The 24,369-nt window shown below is 64.4% G+C and carries 23 protein-coding genes; 15 read left to right on the top strand and 8 right to left on the bottom strand.

What is annotated here, in order from left to right; translation table 11 throughout:
* Window positions 1-165 precede the first annotated feature (165 nt).
* The 5 genes from fliL to BRA471DRAFT_RS25005 all read left to right on the top strand — a co-directional run bounded on the left by fliL (window position 166) and on the right by BRA471DRAFT_RS25005 (window position 6,975).
* Entirely contained in the window at window positions 166-666 is a 501-nt protein-coding gene (gene fliL / locus BRA471DRAFT_RS25025) for a flagellar basal body-associated protein FliL (RefSeq protein ID WP_007612300.1), read from the top strand.
* A 19-nt stretch (window positions 667-685) separates the two neighbouring features.
* Window positions 686-1,888: a flagellar motor switch protein FliM gene (gene fliM, locus BRA471DRAFT_RS25020; RefSeq protein ID WP_007602134.1), complete on the top strand. Its 1,203-nt coding sequence runs from the start codon at window positions 686-688 to the stop codon at window positions 1,886-1,888.
* On the top strand, window positions 1,885-2,331 hold the full coding sequence (locus BRA471DRAFT_RS25015) for a DUF6468 domain-containing protein (RefSeq protein ID WP_007612299.1): 447 nt from the start codon (window positions 1,885-1,887) through the stop codon (window positions 2,329-2,331). The genes fliM and BRA471DRAFT_RS25015 overlap by 4 nt, the downstream gene beginning before the upstream one ends.
* Window positions 2,332-2,340: 9 nt before the next feature.
* Complete coding sequence (locus BRA471DRAFT_RS25010) at window positions 2,341-3,099, top strand: MotE family protein (protein ID WP_007612293.1); 759 nt, start codon at window positions 2,341-2,343, stop codon at window positions 3,097-3,099.
* 102 nt (window positions 3,100-3,201) lie between these two features.
* Window positions 3,202-6,975 carry a hypothetical protein gene (locus tag BRA471DRAFT_RS25005; RefSeq protein WP_050992660.1) on the top strand — a complete coding sequence of 1,258 codons (3,774 nt, stop codon included), beginning with the start codon at window positions 3,202-3,204 and terminating at the stop codon, window positions 6,973-6,975.
* A gap of 285 nt (window positions 6,976-7,260) precedes the next feature.
* Here BRA471DRAFT_RS25005 and BRA471DRAFT_RS25000 read toward each other — a convergent pair whose 3' ends face one another.
* From BRA471DRAFT_RS25000 to BRA471DRAFT_RS24990, 3 genes are all read right to left on the bottom strand, one after another.
* Entirely contained in the window at window positions 7,261-8,466 is a 1,206-nt protein-coding gene (locus BRA471DRAFT_RS25000; protein ID WP_007612291.1) for a multidrug effflux MFS transporter, read from the bottom strand.
* 197 nt (window positions 8,467-8,663) lie between these two features.
* Window positions 8,664-9,425: a flagellar type III secretion system pore protein FliP gene (gene fliP / locus BRA471DRAFT_RS24995; RefSeq protein WP_007612290.1), complete on the bottom strand. Its 762-nt coding sequence runs from the start codon at window positions 9,423-9,425 to the stop codon at window positions 8,664-8,666.
* Window positions 9,422-10,390, bottom strand: a complete 969-nt coding sequence (locus tag BRA471DRAFT_RS24990; RefSeq protein WP_007612289.1) for a flagellar biosynthetic protein FliO — start codon at window positions 10,388-10,390, stop codon at window positions 9,422-9,424. Before BRA471DRAFT_RS24990 ends, fliP begins: the two co-directional genes overlap by 4 nt.
* A 351-nt stretch (window positions 10,391-10,741) precedes the next feature.
* Here BRA471DRAFT_RS24990 and flgB point away from each other — a divergent pair, with 351 nt between their 5' ends.
* The 9 genes from flgB to atzF all read left to right on the top strand — a co-directional run bounded on the left by flgB (window position 10,742) and on the right by atzF (window position 19,729).
* Window positions 10,742-11,146, top strand: a complete 405-nt coding sequence (flgB, locus tag BRA471DRAFT_RS24985) for a flagellar basal body rod protein FlgB (RefSeq protein ID WP_007612288.1) — start codon at window positions 10,742-10,744, stop codon at window positions 11,144-11,146.
* Window positions 11,147-11,164: 18 nt separating this feature from the next.
* On the top strand, window positions 11,165-11,590 hold the full coding sequence (gene flgC, locus BRA471DRAFT_RS24980; RefSeq protein WP_007612286.1) for a flagellar basal body rod protein FlgC: 426 nt from the start codon (window positions 11,165-11,167) through the stop codon (window positions 11,588-11,590).
* A gap of 16 nt (window positions 11,591-11,606) precedes the next feature.
* Entirely contained in the window at window positions 11,607-11,915 is a 309-nt protein-coding gene (gene fliE, locus BRA471DRAFT_RS24975; protein ID WP_007612285.1) for a flagellar hook-basal body complex protein FliE, read from the top strand.
* Window positions 11,916-12,088: 173 nt separating this feature from the next.
* Window positions 12,089-12,352: a flagellar biosynthesis protein FliQ gene (gene fliQ, locus BRA471DRAFT_RS24970; protein ID WP_007612284.1), complete on the top strand. Its 264-nt coding sequence runs from the start codon at window positions 12,089-12,091 to the stop codon at window positions 12,350-12,352.
* Between the two features lie 17 nt (window positions 12,353-12,369).
* Complete coding sequence (gene fliR, locus BRA471DRAFT_RS24965) at window positions 12,370-13,140, top strand: flagellar biosynthetic protein FliR (protein WP_007612283.1); 771 nt, start codon at window positions 12,370-12,372, stop codon at window positions 13,138-13,140.
* An 11-nt stretch (window positions 13,141-13,151) separates the two neighbouring features.
* Window positions 13,152-14,231: a flagellar biosynthesis protein FlhB gene (gene flhB / locus BRA471DRAFT_RS24960; protein ID WP_007612282.1), complete on the top strand. Its 1,080-nt coding sequence runs from the start codon at window positions 13,152-13,154 to the stop codon at window positions 14,229-14,231.
* 154 nt (window positions 14,232-14,385) lie between these two features.
* Window positions 14,386-16,968, top strand: coding sequence for a cell cycle histidine kinase CckA (cckA, locus tag BRA471DRAFT_RS24955; protein ID WP_007612281.1), 2,583 nt, complete (start codon window positions 14,386-14,388; stop codon window positions 16,966-16,968).
* Between the two features lie 205 nt (window positions 16,969-17,173).
* Window positions 17,174-18,178 (top strand): Tim44 domain-containing protein, encoded by a 1,005-nt coding sequence (locus BRA471DRAFT_RS24950; protein ID WP_007612274.1) that lies wholly within the window; start codon window positions 17,174-17,176, stop codon window positions 18,176-18,178.
* Between the two features lie 225 nt (window positions 18,179-18,403).
* Window positions 18,404-19,729, top strand: coding sequence for an allophanate hydrolase (gene atzF / locus BRA471DRAFT_RS24945; protein ID WP_231170964.1), 1,326 nt, complete (start codon window positions 18,404-18,406; stop codon window positions 19,727-19,729).
* Between the two features lie 10 nt (window positions 19,730-19,739).
* Here atzF and BRA471DRAFT_RS24940 read toward each other — a convergent pair whose 3' ends face one another.
* The 5 genes from BRA471DRAFT_RS24940 to BRA471DRAFT_RS38465 all read right to left on the bottom strand — a co-directional run bounded on the left by BRA471DRAFT_RS24940 (window position 19,740) and on the right by BRA471DRAFT_RS38465 (window position 23,639).
* Window positions 19,740-20,465: a Crp/Fnr family transcriptional regulator gene (locus BRA471DRAFT_RS24940; protein ID WP_007612272.1), complete on the bottom strand. Its 726-nt coding sequence runs from the start codon at window positions 20,463-20,465 to the stop codon at window positions 19,740-19,742.
* Window positions 20,466-20,555: 90 nt separating this feature from the next.
* Window positions 20,556-21,395, bottom strand: coding sequence for an ABC transporter ATP-binding protein (locus BRA471DRAFT_RS24935; protein WP_007612271.1), 840 nt, complete (start codon window positions 21,393-21,395; stop codon window positions 20,556-20,558).
* Between the two features lie 20 nt (window positions 21,396-21,415).
* Window positions 21,416-22,264 (bottom strand): ABC transporter permease, encoded by an 849-nt coding sequence (locus BRA471DRAFT_RS24930; RefSeq protein ID WP_007612269.1) that lies wholly within the window; start codon window positions 22,262-22,264, stop codon window positions 21,416-21,418.
* Window positions 22,255-23,409, bottom strand: coding sequence for an NrtA/SsuA/CpmA family ABC transporter substrate-binding protein (locus BRA471DRAFT_RS24925; RefSeq protein ID WP_231170963.1), 1,155 nt, complete (start codon window positions 23,407-23,409; stop codon window positions 22,255-22,257). Before BRA471DRAFT_RS24925 ends, BRA471DRAFT_RS24930 begins: the two co-directional genes overlap by 10 nt.
* On the bottom strand, window positions 23,409-23,639 hold the full coding sequence (locus BRA471DRAFT_RS38465) for a hypothetical protein (protein WP_157234093.1): 231 nt from the start codon (window positions 23,637-23,639) through the stop codon (window positions 23,409-23,411). The genes BRA471DRAFT_RS24925 and BRA471DRAFT_RS38465 overlap by 1 nt, the downstream gene beginning before the upstream one ends.
* Between BRA471DRAFT_RS38465 and BRA471DRAFT_RS24915 the strand changes: the two genes are divergently transcribed.
* A complete protein-coding gene (locus BRA471DRAFT_RS24915) occupies window positions 23,629-24,309 on the top strand; it encodes a hypothetical protein (protein ID WP_007612263.1) in 681 nt (226 codons plus the stop codon). The genes BRA471DRAFT_RS38465 and BRA471DRAFT_RS24915 overlap by 11 nt on opposite strands.
* Window positions 24,310-24,369 lie beyond the last annotated feature (60 nt).

The following is a 24,369-nucleotide window of genomic DNA, read 5'->3' as shown; positions in this document are numbered from 1 at the left end:
CAGATTTTTCCTAGCGAAGGCCCAATGGAAAGGTTCCGTTAACCATTATTACCGTAGCGTTTGCGGGTAAGAGGAGCACTGCGCTGGGGCATTTGTATCGCGTCATTGTCTGCCAGGAGCTTCGCTCTTTCGACCCTTTTTGAGAGATGAGCGAGCGCGGCGATCATGGCAGAGAATGAAGCGGAAGGTGGCGCAGCCACTGAGGGCGCGGCAGCCGCTCCGCCCAAGAACAAGTTCAAGCTGATAATCATGGTGGTGGGCCTGCTCGCCGTTCTCGGCGGCGGCGCGGCGACCTGGTTCTTCTTTTTCCGTCACGGCGACGACGAGCATCACGCCGAGGCGGCGCCTCCGCCGAAGCCGCCGTCTTTCGTCGAGGTTCCCGACATCATGGTCAACCTCGCCGGCGCGCCGGGCGAGCGCGTGCAATATCTGAAGCTCAAGATCGTGCTGGAGCTGAAGGAAGAGAAGCAGGTCGAGGCGATCAAGCCGACGATGCCGCGCATCACCGACATCTTCCAGACCTATGCGCGCGAGCTGCGCTCCTCCGACCTCAACGGTTCCGCCGGCATCTTCCGCCTCAAGGAGGAGCTGACCAAGCGCGTCAACGCTGCGGTCGCTCCGGTCCAGGTCAGCGCGGTGCTGTTCAAGGAAGTCGTGATCCAGTGAGCATGACGGGCTAGGGATCATGGCAGGCACTGACCAACCAGACCAGGATGCAATTGCCGCCCAATGGGAGGCCTCGCTCGATTCCGAGGATCCCGCCGAGGCCGCGAAGGCTGCTGCCGAAAACGAACTCTCCGAGACCATGGCCCTGCAATGGGCGGCCATGGTCGAGGATGGCAGCCGCGATCTCGGCGCGGGCAAGAATTCCGGCGAACGGGTGCTGTCGCAGGAGGAGATCGACAACCTCCTCGGCTTCGCGGTCGGCGACGTCACGCTCGACGACCATTCCGGCATTCGCGCCATCATCGATTCGGCGATGGTCTCCTACGAGCGTCTGCCGATGCTCGAAATCGTCTTCGACCGCCTGGTGCGGTTGCTGACGACCTCGTTACGCAATTTCACCTCCGACAACGTCGAAGTCTCGCTCGACCGCATCACCTCGGTGCGCTTCGGCGACTACATGAACTCGATCCCGCTGCCCGCCGTCCTCACCGTCTTCAAGGCCGAAGAGTGGGACAATTTCGGCATGGCTGTGGTCGATTCCAGCCTGATCTACTCGATGATCGACGTGCTGCTCGGCGGCCGCCGCGGCTCGAGCCAGCTGCGCATCGAGGGCCGGCCCTACACCACGATCGAGACAGAGCTGGTCAAGCGGCTGGTCGAAGTCGTCATGACCGATGCCGAACAGGCGTTCCGGCCGCTGTCGCCGGTGACCTTCACCATCGACCGGCTCGAGACCAACCCGCGTTTCGCCGCGATCAGCCGTCCTGCCAACGCCGCGATCCTGGTGCGCCTGCGCATCGACATGGAAGATCGCGGCGGCAACATCGAGCTCCTGCTGCCATACGCGACCATCGAGCCGATCCGGGGCGTCCTGCTCCAGATGTTCATGGGCGAAAAGTTCGGCCGCGACCAGATCTGGGAAGGCCATTTCGCCACCGAGATCGTCCAGGCCGAGATCTCCGTCGACGCCGTGCTCTACGAAGCCGACATTCCGCTCAAGCAGCTGATGCGGCTGAAGGTCGGCGACACGCTGCCGCTGGACATGCGCGCGGATGCCAACGTCACCGTCCGCTGCGGCGACGTCACCATCACCGAAGGACGCATGGGCCGGGTCGGCGATCGCGTCGCGATACGGGTGACGAAACCCTTGCGCAAGCCAAGTACGACACTTGCGATGTTCGAAAAGGTCGACGAGCAGAACAAGATGATGGAGGCCCCATGAACCACTCCCTGGGAATGGCGATCGAGACGCTGGTGGCTATCCTGCTGATGCTGACCATCGTCTACTGCGTCACGCTCAACAAGCGGCTGACGCGGCTGAAGGCGGACGAGCATTCGCTGAAGGCGGTCATCGGCGAGCTGATCACCGCAACCGAGATCGCCGAGCGCGCGATCGGCGGGTTGAAGCTCGCCGTGCGCGACGTCAACGAGAACCTCGGGAGCCAGCTTGCGTCGGCGACCCAGATGTCCGAGCAGCTCTACAAGCAGCTCGGCGAAGCCGATAACGTGGTGCGGCGGCTGTCCAAGATCGCGATCGCCGCGCGCCCCGTGACGAACCCGGAAACGGTCGCCGCGCCCGCGGCCAAGCCCTCGTCGGCGAAGGCGGTGGCGGCTGCGGCCGAAGCCTTCTCCGAACGTCGACGATCCAACGGTCTTGCCGCATAAAGTCAGGGTATGAAGTCTTTTCGCAACATCCGCGTCATTCCGATCGTGCTGGTTGCCGTCGCAGGCCTCGCCACGCTGAAGGTGGCGGGCCTCGTGCTCAATGGCGGCTATGTCTTCGACTACAAGCCGAGCCCGACCAAGAAGTCCTGGGCGCAGGAGAATCTGAACTTCCCGGCGAGCCGCGAGGATCCCGACATCACCGGCTCGACCCATGGCGCGCCGAAGGAGGCGCCGAAGCCGGCCGCACCCGATACCAAGTCCGAAGGCGCCGCGGTCAAGGAGGAAGCCCAGCCGCAGATCTCCGCCTCGGAGCGCGCGATCCTGGAACGCCTGCAGTCGCGCCGCCAGGAGATCGAGGCGCGCCAGCGCGAGATCGACATCCGCGAGAGCCTGTTGAAATCCGCCGAGAAGCGCATCGAAAACAAGGTCGAGGAGATGAAGGCGGTAGAAACCCGTATCTCCGCGACGCAGGCCGAGCAGAAGGCCGCCGAAGCCCAGCGCATGAAGGGCCTCGTGACCATGTATGAGGGCATGAAGCCCAAGGACGCCGCGCGGGTCTTTGACCGGCTCGAGATGGGCGTGCTGATCGAGATCGCCTCGCAGATCGCGCCGCGAAAAATGTCGGACATCATGGGACTGATGTCCCCGGAGGCCGCCGAGCGGCTGACGGTCGAGATGGCCCGTCGGGCCAATGGCGGCGGCGATCAGTCCGCCTCGGCCGGCGAGCTGCCCAAGATCGACGGCAAGCCGACGCAAAAGCCGAATTGAGGGCTCATACTTAAGAAGTCCTTAATTGCCAAAATCTACAGTCTGGGGCAGGGGCCGGCAGCAATACCGGCGTGGACCGTCGAACCGGAAGTAATGCCGCCAATGGCGCGAGAGGCTGCCGCTGGATTTGTGTCGCGAGCCCGCGCCCTGGCGCGGAGGCTGTCGCGTCATGTCCGCGCGGCGCCGCTGCTGGCAGCCAGCCTGCTGATCGGCTTCACGGCGCCTGTCCTGGCGGCCGACGCGATCCGGGGTGAGGCGACTTTCTCGGCGAGCGGCGGCTTTGCCCGTCTCGTGATCAAGCTCGGGGAGGACGTCCCCTCCGAGGTGACGACGGCCGGCTCCATTCTCGTCATCCGCTTCGACCGGGCGGTCGACGTTCCGGTCGACCGCGTTCCGGAAGGTGCGCCCGACTACGTCAACTCCGCCCGCCGCGATCCCGACGGCGGCGCCATCCGCCTTTCGCTGGCGCGGCGCGTCACCGTCAACACCATGAATGCCGGCGAACGCACCTTCATCGACCTCTTGCCGGAGGGTTGGAAGGGGCCGCCGCCGAGCCTGCCGATGGACGTGGTCAAGGAACTCGCCGAGCGCGCGCGCGTCGCCGAACGCGCGCTGCGCGCCCAGCGCGCCGCGGCGGAGAGCAAGAAGCGTCCGCAGATCCGCGTGCGCGCCTCGGTGCAGCCGACCTTCGTCCGCTTCGTGTTCGAGATGCCCGACGGCGTCGGTGTGTCCTCCGTGCTCAACGAGCAGAAGCTCACGCTCGCTTTCAACGCCAACCTCAATTTCGATCTGGCGGACGCGGTCGTCGCAGCGCCGCCGAACGTCGCCTCGATCAAGCAGAAGGGCGACATCGACCAGACCAGTGTCGAGATCGCGCTGATCGGCGATTCCGACGTGCATTCCTTCCGCGACGAGAAGAACTACGTCGTCGATATCTCTTTCCAGCCGGACAAGGGCAAGATGGCCTATTCGGCGGAGGCTGCGATCGCGCAGGCCAAGCCCCCCGCCCATGGACCGGCGCCTCCGCCTGAAAAGCCGGCGGCCGAGAAGCCGAAGGACGCGCAGCGCGAGATCGCGCCGCCGACGTCCGAGACGATCGCGCGCGAAGCCAGGATCGACGTCAAGCCCGAGGTGAAGGCGGAAGCGCCCGCGGCCATGCCGCCCGCTGAAGCGCCGAAACCGGTGCCGGCTCCTGCATCCGAAGCCGCGCACGCTGCGCAAGCGCCCAAGGAAGCGGTCAAGGAAGTTTCAAAGACTGTCGCGCCAGTTGCAGAAACTGCGGTCGCGCCTGCCAAGCCCGTCATGGCCGAAGCGCCTCAAGAGGTCGTGAAGGAAGCTGCCAAGGAACCTGTCAAGGAACCCGTCAAGGAGCCGGTCAAGGAAGCCGTCAAGACTGCGCCAGCAGAGGCGCCCGCCGCGCCACCACAGCCGAGCGGTGCCAGCGTCGATGTCCGTCGCGACAGCGACGGCCTGCGCGTGACCTTCCCGCTTCAGGTTGCAACGCCTGCGGCGGCGTTCCGCCGTGGCGACACCGTCTGGCTGGTGTTCGATACAGCGAAGCCGATCGACGTCGAGGCGATCCGCACCAAGGGCGGTGCGATGATCGGCGAGGTCGGCCGCGTCCCGCTCGAGAAGGGACAGGCGGTACGCATCCGTCTCACCCGGCCGCTGGTCTATTCGCTGTCGAGCGAGGAGGTCGGCAAGCAGACCAACTGGCTCTTGACCCTCGCCGACAGGATCCAGGCGACGCCGCTGCCGCTGATGATCTCGCGCAACATCACCGACCCGGCGCTTGCCAACATCGCGATCCCCTTCGCCAATCCGGGGCTCCTGCACAAGCTCACCGATCCCGATGCCGGCGACACGCTCTATGTCATCACCGCGCAGCGGCCGGTGCGCGGCTTCATCAAGCGGCAGGACCTCGTCGATCTCGCGCTGCTGGAATCCGCGCATGGCATCGCGATCCGGCCGAATTCCGACGAGGTCGGCGTCGAGGTCGGGGCCGACAAGGTCATCCTCGGCAAGAAAGGCGGGCTGACGCTGTCGCCGGTCGACATCTCGGCCGAGCGCGCGCCGACTGCAGTGCGGCCGGTCTTCAGCCCCGAAGGCTGGCGCAAGGGCCAGTCGGAAAATTTCATAGCGCGCCAGAACGAGCTGATCACGGCGATCTCCAACGTCGAACCGGCGATGCGTTCGCTGCCGCGGCTCGACCTCGCGCAATTCTACATGTCGCGCGCGATGTATCACGAGGCCAAGGCCGTCACCGAATTGATGCTGGCCGATCCCCTCAACAAGGAGGAGAGCGGTGCGCTGATCATGCATGCGATCGCGAGCATCCTGATCGGCCGGCCGGCGCAGGGCCTGAAGGACCTCGCCAACCCCGTGATCGGCAACAGCCACGATTCCCAGCTCTGGAAGGCACTCGCCTATGCGCGCCAGGGCAAATGGGCGGATGCGCGCGAGAAGTTCAAAAACGTCGAATTCGCCATCGCCTCGCTGCCGCTCGACATCCAGCGCATCGTGACGATGGAGGCAATGCGCGCTTCGCTCGAGGTGAAAGATTATGCCGGCGCCTCCAAGCGCCGCAGCGAGCTCGAGGTGGTCGGTGTCTCGCCCGAGGCCGCGCCCGGCTTTGCCGTGCTGCGCGGCCGGCTCGCCGAGGCGCTCGGCCACGACAAGGACGCGCTCGACGACTACAAGTTCGCGGTCGGCTCGTCCGACCGGCCGGCTGCGGCCGAGGCCAAGCAGCTCGAGGTCGCGCTGCGGCAGAAGCGCGACGAGATCGGCAAGGAAGACGCGCTGCGCGAGCTCGAAACGCTCGCGATGACCTGGCGCGGCGACTCGATCGAGGTCAAGACGCTCCAGATGCTGTCGCAGATGTTTGCCGAGAACGGGCGCTACCGGGATGCGCTCACCGCGGCGCGTACCGCGACAAAGCTGCAGCCGAACGCGGACGCCTCGCGCCAGGCGCAGGACCTCGCCTCCGACCTGTTCACGCAGATCTTCCTGGGACCCAAGGGCGACGAGCTGCCGCCGATCGAAGCGCTGGGGATGTTCTACGAGTTCCGCGAGCTGACGCCGATCGGCCGCCGCGGCGACGAACTGATCCGACGCCTCTCCGACCGTCTCGCCTCGATCGATCTGCTCGACCAGGCCGCCGAGCTCCTGCAATACCAGGTCGACCATCGCCTCGAAGGCGCGGCGCGTGCGCAAGTCGCCGCGCGCCTCTCCATGATCTATCTCGCCAACCGCAGACCCGACATGGCGATCACGGCGTTGCGCGCGAGCCGTATCAGCGACCTCTCAGGCGAACTCAGGCAGCAACGCCTGCTGCTGGAGGCGCGTGCGCAGAGCGACGTCGGCCGCCACGATCTCGCGCTCGACATCGTCTCCAACGTTACGGGGCGCGAGGTGCTGCGCCTGCGATCCGACATCTTCTGGGCGGCGCGGCGCTGGCGTGAGTCCGCCGAGCAGATCGAGCTCTATTACGGCGAGCGCTTTCGCGACTTCAAGCCGCTCAACGCGGTGGAGAAAAGCGACGTCATCCGCGCAGCCGTCGGTTATGCGCTCGCCGACGACTCGATCGGCGTGTCGCGCTTCCGCGAGAAATATGCGCCGCTGATGAGCGAGAGCGCCGATCGGCTCGCCTTCGACATCGCGAGCAAACCGACCGGCGCCTCCAGCGCGGAGTTTGCCGATATCGCCAAGCTGGCTGCCAGCGTCGACACGCTCGACGGCTTCCTGCGCGAGATGAAGCAGCGCTTCCCCGACGCCACCGCCCGCGCGCCGGCCTCTCCGCAGGCCAAGGACGAATCCGACCACACCGGCTCGCTGCCCACGATTCCGGTGGTGCGGCAGATCAAGATGACGCGGTAGGATCGCTGCTCCTTCTGGGCCTCGCGAGAGGTGTCCGTGACCAAGCTCCTCGAAGTGACGGGCAGGGGCCGAAGACGATCGTCCAGGGGCGCGTACTCATCAACCTGATCAGCCCGCGCGGACGTAAGCCATGTCCATTCAGTCTTTGAGACCGGACATGGCCCGTTTGCCTTTGCTAGTCGGCTGAGGGCTCCAAGTCCATTGTGAGAAACACATACTCCGCGAACCGATCTTTGGGCATAGAAACAGCGAAGCAGCTAAGGCCAGCAAGCGACGTTAACGGGCTTAATGGAGCTTTACTCGCACCTGATAAATTGCCGAGCCCAAGGTCGACGCAAGCACAAGCACAAGACCAAGCCCGATCATAGGGTTCCTTGCGATCACCGCCGCAAGCGATACCCCCAGCGCTGCGGCCAACATCTGCCAGAAACCCAAAAGGGCCGAGGCAGCACCGGCGCGATCGCCGAATGGCGAAAGAGCTTGCGCGCTGCAGAGCGGATTGACCATGCCCATGCCTAGCAGGAATACGCATGCGCCGACAAGAAATGGCAAAAAGCGCCCGTCGAAAAGCGCGAACAGCAACACCATGCCGCCACCGACGCAGGCCAGCGCGAGGCCGATGCAAATCGATCGGTCGAGACCAAGGTGCGGAACAATTTTTGTAGCGATAATGCCCGCGCTAAAGACGATCATGACAGTGCCTGCGAAGAACAGGCCGAGTTGCATGGGTGTGAAGTCGAGGCCTTCTATCAAGACACGCGGCAACGCCGAAAACATTGCAAACAGCGCACCTAAGATGAGGCTGACAGTTGCGGCAGGAACCAAGAAACGGCGGTCAGTCGATAGCGACCAGTAATTCTTGGCGATCGTCGAGAAATCGAACTCGGCGCGTGGCGCGTGGTGCGTTTCTCCGAAAGCCGCAAGAAATGCTGAAGCGGCGACGACGGCGAAGATTCCGACGAACACAAATGCTGAACGCCAGCCAAAAAAATGATCCAGCGCGCCACCGACCAGGGGCGAGAATCCGGGCGCCGCTGCCATCGCGACCATAACGAAGGTGAGCACGCGCGCTAGCTTTTCGCCCTGAAAAAGATCTCTTGCGATAGCTCGCGAAAGCACAGACGTGGCACATGCGCCACCGGCCTGCACAACGCGACCGATCAATAGTGCCGTCAAATCATTGGCCAACGCGCACCATATGCTACCTGCGAAAAATACAGCAAACCCGATCATCACGGGTATGCGCCGGCCGAAACGATCCGACAACGGACCGACAACAAGTTGTCCGACCGCGAACATGGCGAGGAATATGGTGATAGCTGACGTTACCTGAGCGCTGGAGACGCCTACCGCGACGGCGATACTCGGGAGCGAAGGCAACAGAATGTTAGTGGCCAACGTGCCACTCGCAGACAACGCAGCAAGAACGGCGACCTGAAGACCAAGCGGCACGATTCGAGCGAACGGACGGTTTTCGGCGTTGCTGGTCATAAGCCGCTTCGGATCAATGGATGATAACCATCATATCAACGGCCCATTGAGTGCGCAACCTGAGCATATTCCGGTATGTCACGACCCGCCGAACGCGCCCACGGTGGCGGGCCTCCGCCTTGCACTGGTAAGCTGAAGTGCATGCCTGCAAACCCTGGGCCAGAGAGGACGGGGGCGCTGACCGCTCCCCGGGCCCGCTACCCCCCGTAACTCTGCACCAGGCTCCCTGCCACCAGCGACCAGCCGTCGACCAGCACGAAGAAGATCAGCTTGAACGGCAGCGAGATGGTTGCGGGCGGCAGCATCATCATGCCCATCGACATCAGCACGGAGGCGACGACGAGGTCGATGATCAGGAAGGGAAGGAACAGCAGAAAGCCGATCTCAAAGGCGCGCTTCAGCTCCGAGATCATGAAGGCGGGGACGAGGATGCGTAAGCCGAGCTCGTCGGGAGTTGCGGGCGGCGGCTCGCCGGACAGATCCAGGAACAGCTTGAGGTCCTTCTCGCGCACGTTCTTCTGCATGAAGCCGCGCAGGGGGACGGAGGCGCGCTGAAGCGCGTCCTCGACGCCGAGCTGATTGGCGACGAGCGGACGGATGCCTTCGTCGTAGGATTTTTGCAGGACGGGTCCCATCACGAAGAAGGTGAGGAACATCGCCAGCGCGATGATCACCGAGTTCGGCGGGGCGGTCGCGGTGCCCATCGCGGTGCGAAGCAGCGACAGCACGACCACGATGCGCGTGAACGACGTCATCATGATCAGGATCGACGGGGCGATCGACAGCACCGTCAGCAGCGCGATCAGCTGGATCGCGCGCTCGGTGACGCCGCCACCGCCAGCGCCTCCACCGCCGAGATTGATGCTGATGTCCTGCGCATGCGCCGGCATCGCGAGCGAAGCCGCGCCGATCAGGACAGAAAGAAAAAAAACTCTACGCGGGAGGGCCGGCAGCCTCACGAAGACGGCTTCGGACGGCCGAGCAACGAGGCCATCTCGTCTTCGAGATTTTCAAAGCTGGTCTTTTCCGGAGCCGGCTTTGCGGGAGCGGCCGGTGGTGCCGGCGGTTCGCTGCGGGCCGCACGTGGAGGTGCGGCGGGGGGCTCCGGGGCGACCGGAGGGGCAAGCGTCTCGCCGGCGGGGCGGCGCAGCGCAGCTTCGAGTCGCTGCGCCATCTCGGCGAGATTCTGCTCGGCGCTCGATGGCGCCGCAGGAGCGGGCGCCGGCGGCGGAACGGGCGGAGCCTGCGGCAAAGGTGGAGGGGGCGCGGCTACGCGCTCGGCGCGCACTGGAGGCGCCTTCACCGGCTCGCTCTGGCGCGGCGGACGCGGCATCAGAGGGGGTTCGTTGCGCGCAACGCGCGGCGGAATAGGTTCGGGACGCAGCTCGCGCTCGGGGCGCGGCGCGATCGGCTCGGAGGGGAAGCCGCCTAGGGGCGGCTCGTTGCGGCGTTCGGCCAGGGCGGGAGAGGGCCGGCGCACTTCGTCGGCAAAGGAGGGGCGCGCGGGCCGCGGCGGCGGCTCGGGCATTTGCGGCTCGGGATGATCGAGCAGCTCGGGCCGCGGTGCCTCGTCGGCCCAGCTGCTGGTATCATGCATCGGCGCAAGACGCGGCTCGGTGGCATTGGGGCGCTGCGGGAGCTGGTCGCGGCCGGGCGCTGCGCGCACGATGTTGGGTTCGACGACGATGTCGGTGGGGCCGCCGATCATCAGAAGATGCTCGACATTGTCACGCCGGACCAGCACCAGGCGGCGGCGGCCGTCGACCGCGGCGGCATCGATCACGGCGAGCCGGGGCATCCGGCCGCGCTGGGTGTTGGCGCCGAGCCGGCTGGTTGCGAATCGGCGAACCAGCCATGCAGCGACGCCGATCAACGCCAGAACGACGATGAACGCGACGATGAAGGTGATAGGGCTGCCTTGCATACTTGTCCCCGACAAATGGCGCTGTTCTCGGGCCCGTGGTCAGATGCGCCAACCACCGGCTTACGTTGCCCCAAACTGCGATTTCTTAACGTCCCACGGCAAGTTTTGCCGTCCCCAACTCTTAATAACCCATGAATCGCTCGATCCAAAACGACTTCTTGGCCTGTGCATGCGCCGCCAAGCGGTTGGGTTAATGCCGCTTTTGGAGGCGTAGATCACGGGGCACGCGGCATTGGTGTCCCGGCGGGGGACAACTGCCTGCGATCTCCTTAACCAGCTGTTAACCATACAGGCGGCAAATTCTGCCTAGCTTCGGACCATGGGTCCTGCGAGGCGGAAGGAGCCGCAACGATGTCCATCAACGATCTTCCGGTGCTCTCGGCGCTTCGCACCAAGATGCAATGGCACCAGGAGCGCCAGCGCGTCCTGTCCGAGAACGTCTCCAATTCCGACACGCCTAAATTCCGGCCGCGCGACCTGGTCGAGCCGAAACTGGACAAGGCCGGCGCCGTCACGGGTTCGATGGGCCCCTTGAAGCTCACCCGCACCAGCGGTTCCCACATGGCGCCGTCAGGCGCGGCCTCCGGATTCGACCAGAACAAGAATGCGGGTTTTGAGACCCGCCCCGCGGGCAACGCCGTCAATCTCGAAGAGGAGATGATGAAGGCCGCCAGCAACCAGATGGATTATGCGGCGGCGACCTCGCTCTATTCGAAGAGCCTGCACCTGCTCAAGACCGCGATCGGCAAAGGCTAGAGCTAGAGGAAGCGCATCATGGCGAATGACAGCAGTGACTTTGCCCGCTCGATGGCGATCGCGACCTCCGGTCTGCGGGCGCAGGCCGGGCGCATGCGGGTGATCTCGGAGAACATCGCAAATGCGGATTCGACGGCGCCGACCGCCGGCGGCGATCCTTACCGGCGCAAGGTGCCGACCTTCTCCTCCGCGCTCGACCGTACACTCGACGCGCAGGTCGTCACCCTCGGCAGGATCAAGCCCGACCAGTCCAATTTCCGTACCAAATACGAGCCGAGCAATCCGGCGGCGGATGCGACCGGCAACGTCAAATATCCCAACGTGAACTCGGTGGTCGAGATGACCGACATGCGCGACGCGCAGCGGTCCTACGAGGCCAATCTCAACATCATCAGCGCGACGCGCCGGATGATCCAGCGCACCCTCGACATCCTCAAGAGCTGAACAGGACATTTGAACCATGGCAACACCGACAATTGCCGCCAACGCCTATGCAAACCTCGCGCGCGTGCTGGAGAACAGCGGTGCCGGCAAGGGCAGCGAGCCGAGCGGGCAGTCCTTTGCCTCGCTTCTGAAAGACACTGTCGGCAGCGTCCTGGAGTCCGGCCGCAAATCCGATGCGCAGACGGTGGCGATGGCCGCCGGCAAGGCCAACGTGATGGACGTGGTCACGGCGGTCGCAGACACCGACGTCGCCGTGTCCACGCTGGTCTCCGTCCGCGACCGCGTGATCGCGGCCTATGAAGACATCATGAAGATGCCGATCTGATTTTTGGTGCTCGCGCCCCCCCCAATCGTCATTGCGAGCGTAGCGAAGCAATCCAGAATCTTTCCGAAGCGGCAGTCTGGATTGCTTCGCTACGCTCGCAATGACGGGGGATAGGCCTTCGCATCGCTCGCAACAGCGATGGGGAGGCGAGGAATGAACAAAGGAACTGCGAAATGACCGGACCGGAAACCCTCGACGTCGCGCGTGATGCGATCTGGACCATCGTGATCGTGTCGTCGCCCCTGATGGTGGTCGGCCTCGTGGTCGGCGTCGTCGTGTCGCTGTTCCAGGCGCTGACGCAGATCCAGGAGCAGACGCTGATCTACGTGCCGAAGATCCTGGCCATCTTTGCCACAATGCTGTTGGCCTTGCCGTTCATGGCCGACGCACTGCATTCCCACATGCTGCGGATATCGTCGCGAATCATCGGCGGCTGAGGCACAATGCGCCCGTCATGCGCATCGACGTCTCGCTGCTGCCGGCGCTTGCCGCCTCCTTCATGCTCGCCTTTGCCCGGGTCGGCGCGATGGTGATGCTGTTGCCGGGCCTGGGCGAGACCAATATCCCGACACGGATCAAACTGTCGATCGCGCTGCTGCTCACGCTGATTATCCTGCCGCTGCATCGCAATGCCTATCAGGTCGACATGGGCTCGATCGCGCCGCTGCTGGTCCTGATGCTGCATGAGATCGTGATCGGCATCGTGCTGGGGGCGACCGCGCGGGTGACGTTGTCGGCGCTCCAGGTTGCCGGTGCCGTGATCGCGCAGCAGATGGGGCTCGGCTTCGTCACCTCGGTCGATCCGACGCAGGGACAGCAGGGCGTGCTGGTCGGCAACTTCCTGACGATACTGGGGGTCACGCTGCTGTTCGCCACCGACAGTCATCATCTGGTGATCGCGGCGCTGAACGACAGCTACACCATCTTCGCGCCGGGCGAGACGGTGTCGAGCGGCGATGTCGCCGCGCTGGCGACGCGTGCCTTCGCCGCCGCGTTCCGCCTGGGCTTGCAACTTTCCGGACCGTTCCTGGTGTTCGGCCTCGTCTTCAACATCGGGCTCGGCGTGCTGGCGCGGCTGATGCCGCAAATGCAGGTCTATTTCGTCGGCGTGCCGCTGTCGATTTTCGCCGGCTTCCTGGTGCTTGCCGTCGTGCTCACGGCGATGATGGGCACCTTTCTCGACTACTTCATCGGTGTCATGCACCAGATGATGCCACTCAAGTGATCGGGTGATCGATGGCGGAAGACAACGATCCAGAGAGTCAAACAGAAGACCCGACGCAAAAACGTCTCGAAGAGGCGCTCGAACGCGGTGACGTCGCCAAGAGCCAGGAGATCAACACCTGGTTCATGATCGCGGGCGCCACGCTCGTGGTCTCGAGCTTCTCGGGATCGGTCGGCAGCGGGCTGTTGGCGCCGATGCGCAACCTGCTCGCCAATTCCTGGATGATCAAGACCGACGGCAGGGCTCTGCTCGCCCTGATGCAGCAGATCGAAGTCGCGGTGCTCGCTGCGGTGGGCGTGCCGCTGCTGATGCTGGTGCTGGCGGCAATTGCCGGCAACATGCTGCAGCACCGCCTGGTCTGGTCGGCCGAATCCCTCAAGCCCAAGTTCAGCAAGCTGTCGCCTGCCGAAGGCCTCAAGCGCATCTTCGGCAAGCAAGCGGCGGCGAACTTCCTCAAGGGTCTCGGCAAGCTGATCGTGCTCGGCGCGGTCATGACCACGATCCTGTGGCCGGAGCGGCATCGCATGGAGGCGATGGTCAGGCTCGATCCGGCCGCCCTGCTCGGCGCCTCCACCAGCCTGACCATTCAGCTGCTCGGCGCGGTGGTCGCGGCGCTCGCGATCATCGCCATCGGCGACTATTTCTTCCAGTATCGCAGCTGGTTCCAGCGCCAGAAGATGTCGCTCCAGGAGATCAAGGAAGAGTACAAGCAGTCCGAAGGCGACCCGCACATCAAGGGCAAGCTCAGGCAACTGCGCCAGCAGCGCTCCAAGAAGCGCGTGATGGCGGCGGTTCCCAAAGCCTCGGTGATCATCACCAACCCGACCCACTATTCGATCGCGTTGTCCTACGAGCGCGGCATGTCGGCGCCGATCTGCGTCGCCAAGGGCGTCGACAACCTCGCTTTCAAGATCCGGGAGATCGCGCGCGAGCACGACATCCCGATCGTCGAGAACGTGCCGCTCGCCCGCGCGCTCTACGCCACCGTCGAGATCGACGAGGAAATCCCGACCGAGCACTACCATGCGGTCGCCGAAGTCATCGGCTACGTCATGCGTCTGAAGAGCGGATTTGGTGCCAGCCGGCAATAAAACCCCTGAAAAGTACTGGAAATGGCCGTAATCTGGGAATCAGCGTACCTTTCGCCCCTGCTGCCCTTGCGTCTGCGGGTCCGATTCAGGCAGGGAGGACCCTGCGCGCCCTGTAGCGCGTTGATTCTCTGCCGACAGGCTGTGCCAGCTTGAGATGACTGCCGAGACCGACCACGACCTCACACGCGAGCCCGTTGCGGCGCACGAACCGTCGCCGCGCTCGGGCAGCATTGCGCTGGTGCTGCTGGTGGCCGCCGGCCTCGTCGCCGTTGCCGTCGGGCTGATGACGCTTGGCCGCGCGCAGGCCCAGCCTTATATTCTCGGCATCCTCGCCGTGCTGGCCATGGTCGGCCTGTTCAACCTGTTCGCCTTCGCCGCCGGCATCATCCGCTTCGTCGATCGCAATCTCGATGATCCCGTGATGGGGCGCATCGCCGACCACGCCTTCGATGGCCTCGCCGTGACCGACCCGCGCGGCCATGTGGTCTATTCCAATGCGGCCTATCTGACGCTGACCGGCGCCGCCGGCCCTCAGGACGTGCGCCCCGTGGAGCGCGTCTTCATCGGCAACCCCGACGTCTCCGAAGCGGTGTTCCGCCTGTTGAAAGCCGCGCGCGAAGGCAAGCGGCAGCAGGAGGAGGTGCGCATCTCCGGCCATGACGGCAGCCAGGGCCGCTGGCTGCGCATGCGGGTGCGGCCCCTCGGCACCGGCAAGCGCGAGACGAGATACGCGGTGTGGTCGATCGCCGACATCACACGCGACCGCGAGCGCCAGGAGGACGTATTCCAGGAACTCCAGCACGCGATCGAATATCTCGATCACGCGCCCTGCGGTTTCTTCTCGGTCAATCCGGCCGGCGAACTCGCTTATGTCAACGCGACGCTGGCGAACTGGCTCGACTACGACCTCGCCGAGATCGGCTCGGGCGGGCTGAAGCTCACCGACATCGTCTCCGGCGACGGCGCTTCGCTGCTCACGGCGATCGTGGCGGTGCCGGGCGAGGTCAAGACGGAAGTCTTCGACATCGACCTGCGCATGCGTACCGGCAAGACAATGCCGGTGCGGCTCTATCACAAGCTCGCCTTCGGCGCCGACGGTGCGCCGGGGCCGTCGCGCACGCTGGTGATCAGCCGCGCCCGCGACGAGCGCAGCGATCCGGACCGCGCCGCCGAAGTGCGCTTCATGCGCTTCTTCGACCACACCCCGATGGCGATCGCGACGGTCGACCGCGGCGGCAATGTCGTGCGCGCCAATGCGCGTTACGCCAAGCTCGGGCAGGCACTGGGGCTCGACAGCGCCAGCAAGTCGATCTTCCGCGCGGTCAATTCGCGCGACCGGCACCTCTTGATCGCGGCCATCAACCAGGCCGCGGAGGGCCAGGCCGACGTCGCGCCGGTCGAAGTGGCGCTCGAAGGAACCAGAGAGCGCTGGGGCCAGTTCTTCGTCACGCCGGTGGACGCGGCCGAGAACGACGCGGAAGTCGCCATCGTGCACATGCTCGAGACCACCGAGCGGCGCGCGCTGGAGAACCAGATCAACCAGTCGCAGAAGATGGAGACCGTCGGCCAGCTCGCCGGCGGCATCGCCCACGACTTCAACAACGTGCTCTCCGCCATCATGATGGCGAACGACTTCCTGCTGAACGCGCACAAGCCGACCGATCCGTCGTTCCAGGACATCATGCAGATCAAGCAGAACGCGACGCGGGCCGCCACGCTGGTGCGGCAATTGCTGGCGTTCTCGCGGCGGCAGACGCTGCGGCCGCAGGTGCTCGACCTCGGCGATGCGCTCTCCGATCTCGCCATGCTGCTGCGTCGCCTGATCGGCGAGAAGGTCAAGCACGAGACCATCCACGGCCGCGATCTCTGGCCGGTCAAGGTCGACGTCTCCCAGTTCGAGCAGGTCATCGTCAACCTCGCGGTCAACGCGCGCGACGCCATGCCCGACGGCGGCAAGCTGATCATCCGCACCGCCAACGTCACCACCGAGGAAGCGGCCAGGCTGGCCTACAAGGGCATGCCGGCAGCGGACTATGTGCGGATCGAGGTCGCCGATACCGGTACCGGCATTCCTGCCGATATCCGCGACAAGATCTTCGAGCCGTTCTTCTCGACGAAGGAAGTCGGCAAGGGCACTGGCCTCGGGCTCTCCACCGTCTATGGCATCGTCAAGCAGACCGGTGGCTTCATTTACGTGGACTCCGAGCCGGGGCAGGGCACCTCGTTCCAGATCTTCCTGCCGCGCCATCATGCCGAGCCGGAGGTGCTAGTCGAGCAGCCGGCGCCGGTCGTTGGCGCCAGCAATGGTGCCGCGAAGGAGGCCGGGTCCGTGGCGGACGCCAAGCCCCGCACAGATCTCACTGGACAGGGCACCATCCTCCTGGTCGAGGACGAGGAGGGCCTGCGCGCGCTCAACGCACGCGGTCTGCGCTCGCGCGGCTACACCGTGGTCGAGGCCGAGAACGGTGTCGAGGCGCTGGAGGTGCTGGAAGAGCAGAGCGGCGGAATCGATCTCGTCGTGTCCGACGTCGTCATGCCGGAGATGGACGGCCCGACGCTGCTCAAGGCAATGCGCGAGAAGAACCCCGACATCAAGTTCATCTTCGTCTCTGGCTACGCGGAAGACGCATTCGAGAAGAGCCTGCCCGAAGGCCAGCAGTTCGACTTCCTGCCCAAGCCGTTCACGCTCAGCCAGCTCGTGGCGGCCGTGAAGGAGACGATGGCGAAGGCGGGGTAAGGGCCTCAACGCGATGACGACGGAAAAGCGGAATTTGCTGTCGCAAAAGCGCCGGTAACCCGCGACCGCGGTTCCGTCGCACACGCAGCCAAGCTGCCGCCAAAGAGAGGCTTTTGTCACATCCCCGCGACTGAGGGCCGCAGCCATAAGTTCCGATAGTGGCTTCCTTTTTACGGAAGGCTGCCCATCTTAGGGGCACGTCCCCATGCCGGGGATCTGGGAAACGAACATGAATTTCTCGCAACGCTCCCGCAGTCTCTTCAAGACGATTGCCGTCGTGCTGGCGCTTGCGCTGCCGACTGCGCTGGCGATCTCGTCCGCCGACGCGCGCGTCGGTGGTGGCATGTCGTCTGGTTCGCGCGGTTCGCGCACCTATTCGGCCCCGCCATCGACCACGACCGCGCCGGGCTCGACCTCGCAGTTCAACCGGACCTACACCCAGCCGGGCGCAGGCATGAATTCGGCTGCCGCCGCACCCGCGCGTGGCGGCCTGTTCGGCCGGGCCGGCGGCTTCATGGGTGGCCTCGCGGCCGGGTTCCTCGGCGCGGGCCTGCTCGGCATGCTGTTCGGGGGTGGCCTGTTCGGCGGCCTCGGCGGTCTGTCGTCGATCATCGGCCTGATCATCCAGATCGTGCTCGTGGTGCTCGTGGTTCGGCTGGCGATGTCATGGTGGCAGCGCCGCCACACCCCGCAGGCGGCCTATGCCAACGCTGACGCCGGTGCTGGTCCGGGACCGCAGGCGAACAACCGTAGTGGTCTTGGTAGCGGTCTTGGCGGCGGCTTCGGCTTCGGCGCCAACAACGCACCGCTCGAGATCAAGCCGGACGACTATGAAGCGTTCGAGCGCCTGCTCGGCGATGTCCAGACCGCGTGGTCGAATGAGGACGTGGCCAAGCTGCACACGCTCGCGACGCCGGAAATGGTCTCCTATTTCGAGCAGGACCTTGGCCAGAACCGCGCGCGCAACGTCGTCAACAAGGTCAGCGATGTGAAGCTGTTGCAGGGCGACCTCGCGGAATCCTGGCGCGAAGGCGAGACCGATTACGCAACGGTGGCGCTGCGCTTCGCACTCACCGACAAGACGCTCGACCGCAATACCGGCGCAATTGTCGCCGGCAGCGAGCAGCCGGGTGAGGCCACCGAAGTCTGGACCTTTGCCCGACGTCCGGGCGGCGCCTGGGAATTGTCGGCGATCCAACAGACCAACTGATCGCGTATAGCGACAAACGAGGGCGTCGTGCTTCGGCACGGCGCCCTTTTTGTTTGAGCGGCAGGTTTCCGGTCAGGCGGCCATTTGGGCGATGCACTTAATTGCTTGTTGGCCGCGCAGAGCTGCCGCAATTTCGCGCCTGCCGGTTGGATGAGGAGATATTCCGTGAGCCAGTGTGTCGCGCGCCTCAGGACAAACTACGAAGGCATTGCCAGGAGTTCGTCCGTGCTGCTGGAGGCGGTCGGAACGGCGTATGACCGGATCGAGGCCGAGGGCGACCGCAATTGCTGGATCTATCTTCGCCCACGGCAGGAGGCACTCGAAGAATGCCATAAGCTGGTGGCGCGCGCGCGGACGGGCGAAAATCTTCCGCTGCTCGGCATTCCCTTTGGTGTGAAGGACAATATCGACGTCGCGGGAATGCCGACCACTGCCGCATGTCCGGCCTTTAGCTACACGCCCTGGCATTCCGCGCATAGCGTCGAACGCCTCACCGCAGCCGGCGCAATTTGCCTCGGAAAGACCAATCTCGATCAGTTCGCCACAGGCCTGTCCGGCGTGCGCTCGCCCCATGGCCCCTGCGCGTCGGTTGCCGATGCGCGCTATGTTGCGGGCGGCTCCAGTTCCGGGTCCGCGGTCGCCGTGGCGGCCGGGCACGTCGCCTTTGCGCTTGGCACCGATACCGGCGGCTCGGGGCGCATACCTGCCGGGTTCAACAACATTGTCGGAATCAAGCCGACCGTTGGGCTGGTATCATCACGTGGCCTGGTGCCGAATTGTCCGACGATCGATTGCGTTTCGGTATTCTGCAATACCGTGAGCGACGGCGAGGCAATCCTCGACATCATCGAAGGGTTTGATTTCGAAGATCCCTATAGCCGCCTGCCCAGAACCTTTTTCCCCGCCAACGGAGCGGCGGCATCATTCCGGTTCGGCCGCGTCGCGCCAGCAGATATCGAATGCTTCGGCATGTCGGAATGCGGCGAACTCTACGAGAGCGCTTGCGAACGTCTTGCTCATATCGGAGGAACGGCGATCGAGGTGGACTTCGCCCCATTCCGCCAGGCCGGGGAGTTGATGTTCAGCGGTCCCTGGGTCGCGGAGCGGCACTCTGCCATTGCTTCGCTCATCGACGTCGAATCCGGCTCCTTGCTTGATGTCACGAGGACCGTGCTGGGCTCGGCCGCCGGCTATTCGGCGATCGACACGTTTGGCGCCATTCACCGGCTGCACCGGCTTCGCCGCGACGCCGAAGCAATCTTTGCCGGCATCGATGCCCTGGTGGTTCCGACTGCACCGCGGCCGTTCACACTGGAGGAGATGCATCGTGATCCGATCACCCTCAACAATCGTCTGGGCTACTACTCGTACTTTGCCAATCTACTCGATCTCTGCGGCGTCGCCGTTCCGAATGCGAAATTGCCAAACGGCATGCCCATGGGGGTGACCCTGCTGGCGCCGGCCTGGCACGATCGCGCGCTGATCGGACTGGCGCGGCGGTTCGAGGCCGGCGCAGACGGATCGGCGTTCGAATTGAACTCTGGCGGCTAAAGGGCGGACATTATCCCATCGCCTGTCCGAGCGTAGAAACATCCAGGATCGAAATCACGGATCTTTCGTATCTGATCACGCCTTCGTCCTGGAGCCGCGCGAGTTGCACGGTCACCCATTGCCGGGTGGATCCGATGAGGTTGGCGAGATCCCCGTGGGTAAACGGTATGCCGACGACGATCTCACCGTCGCGCTTTACGCCGTAGACATGCGACAGGAAGATCAGCAGGCTATGCAGCCGCTCGGTGACCGAGCGCGTCCCAAGCATCTGGGCCATTGCCGAATAGCATCGCGCCTTGAATGCGAGGGCATCCAGCAAGGCGACGGCGATTGCCGGCGATTCAAGCGCAAGCCGCCGCAACGCCAGTCCGGGCATGAACGTCAACCGGCTGCGCTCGGCCGCAACCGATGTCCACATGTGCGGGCCCGTCCCGAATATGTCGGGCCCACCGACGAAGTTGCCGGGAAACCAATAGGCGAGCGTGACTTCGCGCCCCGACGGCGCCGCATAGTAGCTGCGTATGCGCCCCTCGCTGATCAGGTAGATCCCGGCCTGTGCGTCGCCCTGAGACCAAACCAGTTGGCCGGCTTCCAGGATCTTTTCGCGTCCGATCGCACGCAAGCGATTGCAATCAGCCCGGTTGAGACCATCCAGCAAGCCGGGTAGCGGTCTGACGAGATCGTCCGACTCTGCGAGCATCACACCTGCCGCTATCGCGCTGTTCGCCCTGTGCATGGCCGGCTCCGCATGTGAGACCCGGCATCGGTTATTCAAGAACCATGCCAGCCCGCTGCGGTCCGCCTCAGACCCGCGGGCTCCGCGTCATCAGTCCGTGTCCGACTGATTGAACGCCCGCAACCCTTCTGCGCGGATGACGTCGAGACAATCCTTCTTGAGCGAAAGATATGCTGGCTCGACCATGACAGAACTCGACCGTGGGCGCGGCAGCTTGACCGCGACTTCGCGCAGGATGCGGCCGGGTCCCGCGCTCATGATGAGAACGCGGTCGGCCAGCACGATGGCTTCATCGACGTCATGCGTCACGAATACGATGGTCGCCTTGATCCGGTCGCGCAACGCCAGCAGATTGTCTTGCATCACCGCGCGGGTCTGCGCGTCGAGTGCCCCGAAGGGCTCGTCCATCAGCAGCACACGGGGCTGATTGGCCAACGCTCGCGCGATTGCCACGCGCTGTTGCATGCCGCCGGACAGCGTGTTCGGATAAGCGTCGGCGAAACGCTTGAGGCCGACCATCGCGATCAGATCGTCGGCGATGGCATACGCTTCCGTCCTGGACTTCCCGAGCATCCTGGGACCGTGGGCGATGTTGCTGCGGACGGACTTCCAGGGGAAGAGATGCGGCTGCTGGAACACCATGCCGACATCGGGACGCGGACTGTAGACAGGCGCGCCCTCGACCAGGATCTCGCCTTCGAACGGCACTTCCAGCCCGGCGATCGTATTGAGTACCGTCGACTTGCCGCAGCCGGAGGGCCCGGCGATGCAAACGAACTCGCCAGGCGCCACGTCAAACGAAACGCGATCGACCGCGATGATTTGCCCGCGCTTGGTGTCGAAAACGATGCTCAGGTTCGAGACTTGAATGGCCGGTTGTTTTCGCGCCGATTCGACGGAGGCAGGCGAACTTGCCAGCGCCAGTTTCATGCCAGATCGAGATCCCGACATCAGCGCCACCAGACAATACGTTCGGCAAGAGCCGCAAACAGCCGGTCGGCGATGAACGACATCAACCCGAGCGCAGCGAGCCCGCCCATGACCTGGCCCGTTTGCAAATTCTGCTGCGCAATCTCGATCCTGTAGACAATGCCGGCGAAAGCGCCGGCCAGTTCAGCCGCGACAAGCGTGTAGAAGGAGATGCTGACGGCGGTGCGCAACCCGACCACAATGTAGGGAAGCGCCCCCAGCAGCACGATCTCCTGCAGCATCTGCCGTCGGGGCGTGCCGAGCATCAACGCCGCCCGAATCAGGCCACGGTCGACCTTCTGCACGCCAATGTGAGTCGAAAGCCATACCGTGAAGAATACGCCCCATACGACGAGGAACAATTTTCCCGCCTCCGAGAGGCCGAACCAGAGAATTACGATCGGCACGAACGCAATCGGCGGAATTGGCCGCAAGATATGGAATAGCGGGGACAGCAAGCTCGAGATAACGGGGAATTGGCCGGTGAGAACACCGAGCAGGATGCCGAGCGCGCCGCCTATGATGAATCCTGTGGTGACGCGAAAGAGGCTGGCCAACAGATCGCTAAAGAACTGTCCGCTTCGTATCCATTCAAGCACGGCCGCAGCAACCACCGTCGGCGGCGGAAACAGCACCATGTTGACGGTCCCGGAACGGGAGACCAGTTCCCAGAGCCCAATGAACAAGGGAAGCGAAAGCGCCCCGACCAGAATATTGAGGCGGCGAAGCCGAACTGAATTCGGCCGCCGAGCGCGACCGCCAGTGCGGATGGCAATATCGCGTCCCGCTGACGTGGCTTCCTGCATGGCCGCGCGGGTGGCTATTTCCATGACAGGGTGACGCGTGCGGGGTCGACCTTTTTCAGTGGCTCGGTGACGACGACCTTGCTGAAGTCGGGCATCGCCGCTCCCGGAGGATGGTTGCCGCTCTCGAGGCGCCATGCGGAATGGGTCTTCAGAATCTCGATCAGCCGGTCGTCGAGACGCACCCGGTAAACATAGTCGGCCCAGATGGGGGCGAGTTCGTCCCGCTTCATTCCAACCGCGTCCGCCACTGTCGTGATTGCTTCATTCGGGTGTGCCTTCATCCAAATCTCGGCATCGATCAGTGCGGCGATGAAGTTCTCGACCAGCACTGGGTTGGCGTCCAGATAGGGCTTCATGACGACGATATTGAACGTCTCGGAGTAGGTGCCCTTTGTATCTATCTCAGCGACGGCTTCGCCCAGGGCTTTCTTCGCGTTGGCGACGTGGGGCTCCCAGGTGTCGATCGCGTCGATGCTTCCGGCTGCAAGTGCCGGCAGCATCTCCTGCGGCCGCAGATTGACGAGGGTGACATCCTTGGACGTCAATCCCGCCGACTTCAGCAAGGTCGCGGTGTAAACCTCGCTACCGGTGCCGGCAGTGAAGGCGATTCGCTTGCCGCGAAGATCTGCCCTGGTCTTGACGCCGGCCTTGGCCGCGACGAGTGTCTTGAGATCGGAATATTCCATCCCGGCGACGAAGGCGATGGGCTGGTTTGCCATCGTCGAAGCGGTGACCGGCGCCTCCGCCGTCGTCGCGATGTCGGCACCGCCCCCGATCACGGTGTCCAGGCACTGCTTGCCGGACGTGAAGTTCGACACCGTGATGTCCAGTCCGTGCTTTTCGAAAATTCCCTTCGACTTGGCGACGATCGCAAGGCCGGAGATCGGTGCGAGATTTTGCGCCAGCCGGGCCTTGAGCAGTTCCGCGGCCAGGGCGCAGTTCGGACCGATGGCAAGACCGACGGCAAGGCAGCAAAGGGTGGCACGGCCGGCAATTGCCGTGATTGGGCGGGTGGTGGTCCGGTGCATGACGATCTCCCTTGCGCCGCGCGCTGCGCAGCCCCGATGTGATCGCGGATACCGCCCTGAACGGTCCCGCCACAGTCCCCGCGTCCTCCCCTGGACGACCACTTGAGGATCGGCCCATTTGGTATGCTCGCCCGGCACCATTATTCCGGGAAGCAATTAATCGACATGGCGGTCGGGAAGCGGCTGGGAATCGTCGGCGATCCCGCTGACCAACTGATCGCAGACGACATGAAGAACAAGGCGTCGTGCTTCTTGCAGGGCGCCTTTTTCTTTTGGGCGTCTCGCATCGCGGGATCGGAATAAGCGGGCCTGCGTCGGGTTGAAATCTGGCGGCCAACGACAACACAAAGGGAGGACAGGATGATCCGCATTGAGAGATCCGTGACGATTTCAGGCCTCGCGCTCGCCGCGGCCTTGCTGGCGGCGCCATCGGCGCAGGCGCAGTCGGCCGATATGACGTTCTTCGTGACTTCCAACGGTCCTGGCAAAGGCGCCGATCTCGGCGGCCTGGAGGGGGCCGATGCGCAGTGCCAGAAGCTGGCCCAGGCCGGCGGCGCCGGCAGCAAGACCTGGCGCGCTTATCTTTCGACCCAGGCAGCCGACGGCAAGCCGGCCGTCAACGCGCGCGACCGCATCGGCAAGGGACCGTGGCAGAACGCCAAGGGCGCTGTGATCGCCAAGGACGTTGCCGACCTGCACGGGGCGGCCAACAACCTCACCAAGCAGACCACGCTCAGCGAGAAAGGCGAGGTCATCAACGGCCGCGGCGACACGCCGAACCGCCACGACATCCTCACGGGTTCGCAAGCCGACGGCACCGCATTCCCCGCGGGTGACGACAAGACCTGCAAGAACTGGACGTCGAGCACGCAGGGGGCGGCGGTCGTCGGCCACGCCGACCGTCAAGGCCTGCGCGACGACGAGCCGTCGAAATCGTGGAACAGCTCGCATCCCTCGCGCGGTCCCGACGGCGGCTGCTCGCAGGCCGATCTGAAGAGCACCGGCGGCGACGGCCTGCTGTATTGCTTCGCGTCGAATTGAGACGCGGAACTCGCTCCGCCGTCATGGCGTTCGTGGTTGCGTGCTACACTCGCCACCCCC

This window comes from Bradyrhizobium sp. WSM471 (assembly GCF_000244915.1).
In the GTDB taxonomy this organism is placed as follows: Bacteria; Pseudomonadota; Alphaproteobacteria; order Rhizobiales; family Xanthobacteraceae; genus Bradyrhizobium.
The sequence above is the reverse complement of the archived record's forward strand: the minus strand, read 5'-3'. Positions and strand labels throughout refer to the sequence as shown.

What these genes read in the sequence shown, in the direction of transcription:
- fliL (WP_007612300.1), top strand. Translation starts at nt 166, where the DNA reads ATGGCAGAGAATGAAGCGGAAGGTGGCGCAGCCACTGAGGGCGCGGCA.
- fliM (WP_007602134.1), top strand. Translation starts at nt 686, where the DNA reads ATGGCAGGCACTGACCAACCAGACCAGGATGCAATTGCCGCCCAATGG.
- BRA471DRAFT_RS25015 (WP_007612299.1), top strand. Translation starts at nt 1,885, where the DNA reads ATGAACCACTCCCTGGGAATGGCGATCGAGACGCTGGTGGCTATCCTG.
- BRA471DRAFT_RS25010 (WP_007612293.1), top strand. Translation starts at nt 2,341, where the DNA reads ATGAAGTCTTTTCGCAACATCCGCGTCATTCCGATCGTGCTGGTTGCC.
- BRA471DRAFT_RS25005 (WP_050992660.1), top strand. Translation starts at nt 3,202, where the DNA reads ATGGCGCGAGAGGCTGCCGCTGGATTTGTGTCGCGAGCCCGCGCCCTG.
- BRA471DRAFT_RS25000 (WP_007612291.1), bottom strand. Translation starts at nt 8,466, where the DNA reads ATGACCAGCAACGCCGAAAACCGTCCGTTCGCTCGAATCGTGCCGCTT.
- BRA471DRAFT_RS24990 (WP_007612289.1), bottom strand. Translation starts at nt 10,390, where the DNA reads ATGCAAGGCAGCCCTATCACCTTCATCGTCGCGTTCATCGTCGTTCTG.
- flgB (WP_007612288.1), top strand. Translation starts at nt 10,742, where the DNA reads ATGTCCATCAACGATCTTCCGGTGCTCTCGGCGCTTCGCACCAAGATG.
- flgC (WP_007612286.1), top strand. Translation starts at nt 11,165, where the DNA reads ATGGCGAATGACAGCAGTGACTTTGCCCGCTCGATGGCGATCGCGACC.
- fliE (WP_007612285.1), top strand. Translation starts at nt 11,607, where the DNA reads ATGGCAACACCGACAATTGCCGCCAACGCCTATGCAAACCTCGCGCGC.
- fliQ (WP_007612284.1), top strand. Translation starts at nt 12,089, where the DNA reads ATGACCGGACCGGAAACCCTCGACGTCGCGCGTGATGCGATCTGGACC.
- fliR (WP_007612283.1), top strand. Translation starts at nt 12,370, where the DNA reads ATGCGCATCGACGTCTCGCTGCTGCCGGCGCTTGCCGCCTCCTTCATG.
- flhB (WP_007612282.1), top strand. Translation starts at nt 13,152, where the DNA reads ATGGCGGAAGACAACGATCCAGAGAGTCAAACAGAAGACCCGACGCAA.
- cckA (WP_007612281.1), top strand. Translation starts at nt 14,386, where the DNA reads ATGACTGCCGAGACCGACCACGACCTCACACGCGAGCCCGTTGCGGCG.
- BRA471DRAFT_RS24950 (WP_007612274.1), top strand. Translation starts at nt 17,174, where the DNA reads ATGCCGGGGATCTGGGAAACGAACATGAATTTCTCGCAACGCTCCCGC.
- BRA471DRAFT_RS24940 (WP_007612272.1), bottom strand. Translation starts at nt 20,465, where the DNA reads ATGCACAGGGCGAACAGCGCGATAGCGGCAGGTGTGATGCTCGCAGAG.
- BRA471DRAFT_RS24935 (WP_007612271.1), bottom strand. Translation starts at nt 21,395, where the DNA reads ATGAAACTGGCGCTGGCAAGTTCGCCTGCCTCCGTCGAATCGGCGCGA.
- BRA471DRAFT_RS24930 (WP_007612269.1), bottom strand. Translation starts at nt 22,264, where the DNA reads ATGGAAATAGCCACCCGCGCGGCCATGCAGGAAGCCACGTCAGCGGGA.
- BRA471DRAFT_RS24925 (WP_231170963.1), bottom strand. Translation starts at nt 23,409, where the DNA reads ATGGTGCCGGGCGAGCATACCAAATGGGCCGATCCTCAAGTGGTCGTC.
- BRA471DRAFT_RS24915 (WP_007612263.1), top strand. Translation starts at nt 23,629, where the DNA reads ATGATCCGCATTGAGAGATCCGTGACGATTTCAGGCCTCGCGCTCGCC.
- BRA471DRAFT_RS38465 (WP_157234093.1), bottom strand. Translation starts at nt 23,639, where the DNA reads ATGCGGATCATCCTGTCCTCCCTTTGTGTTGTCGTTGGCCGCCAGATT.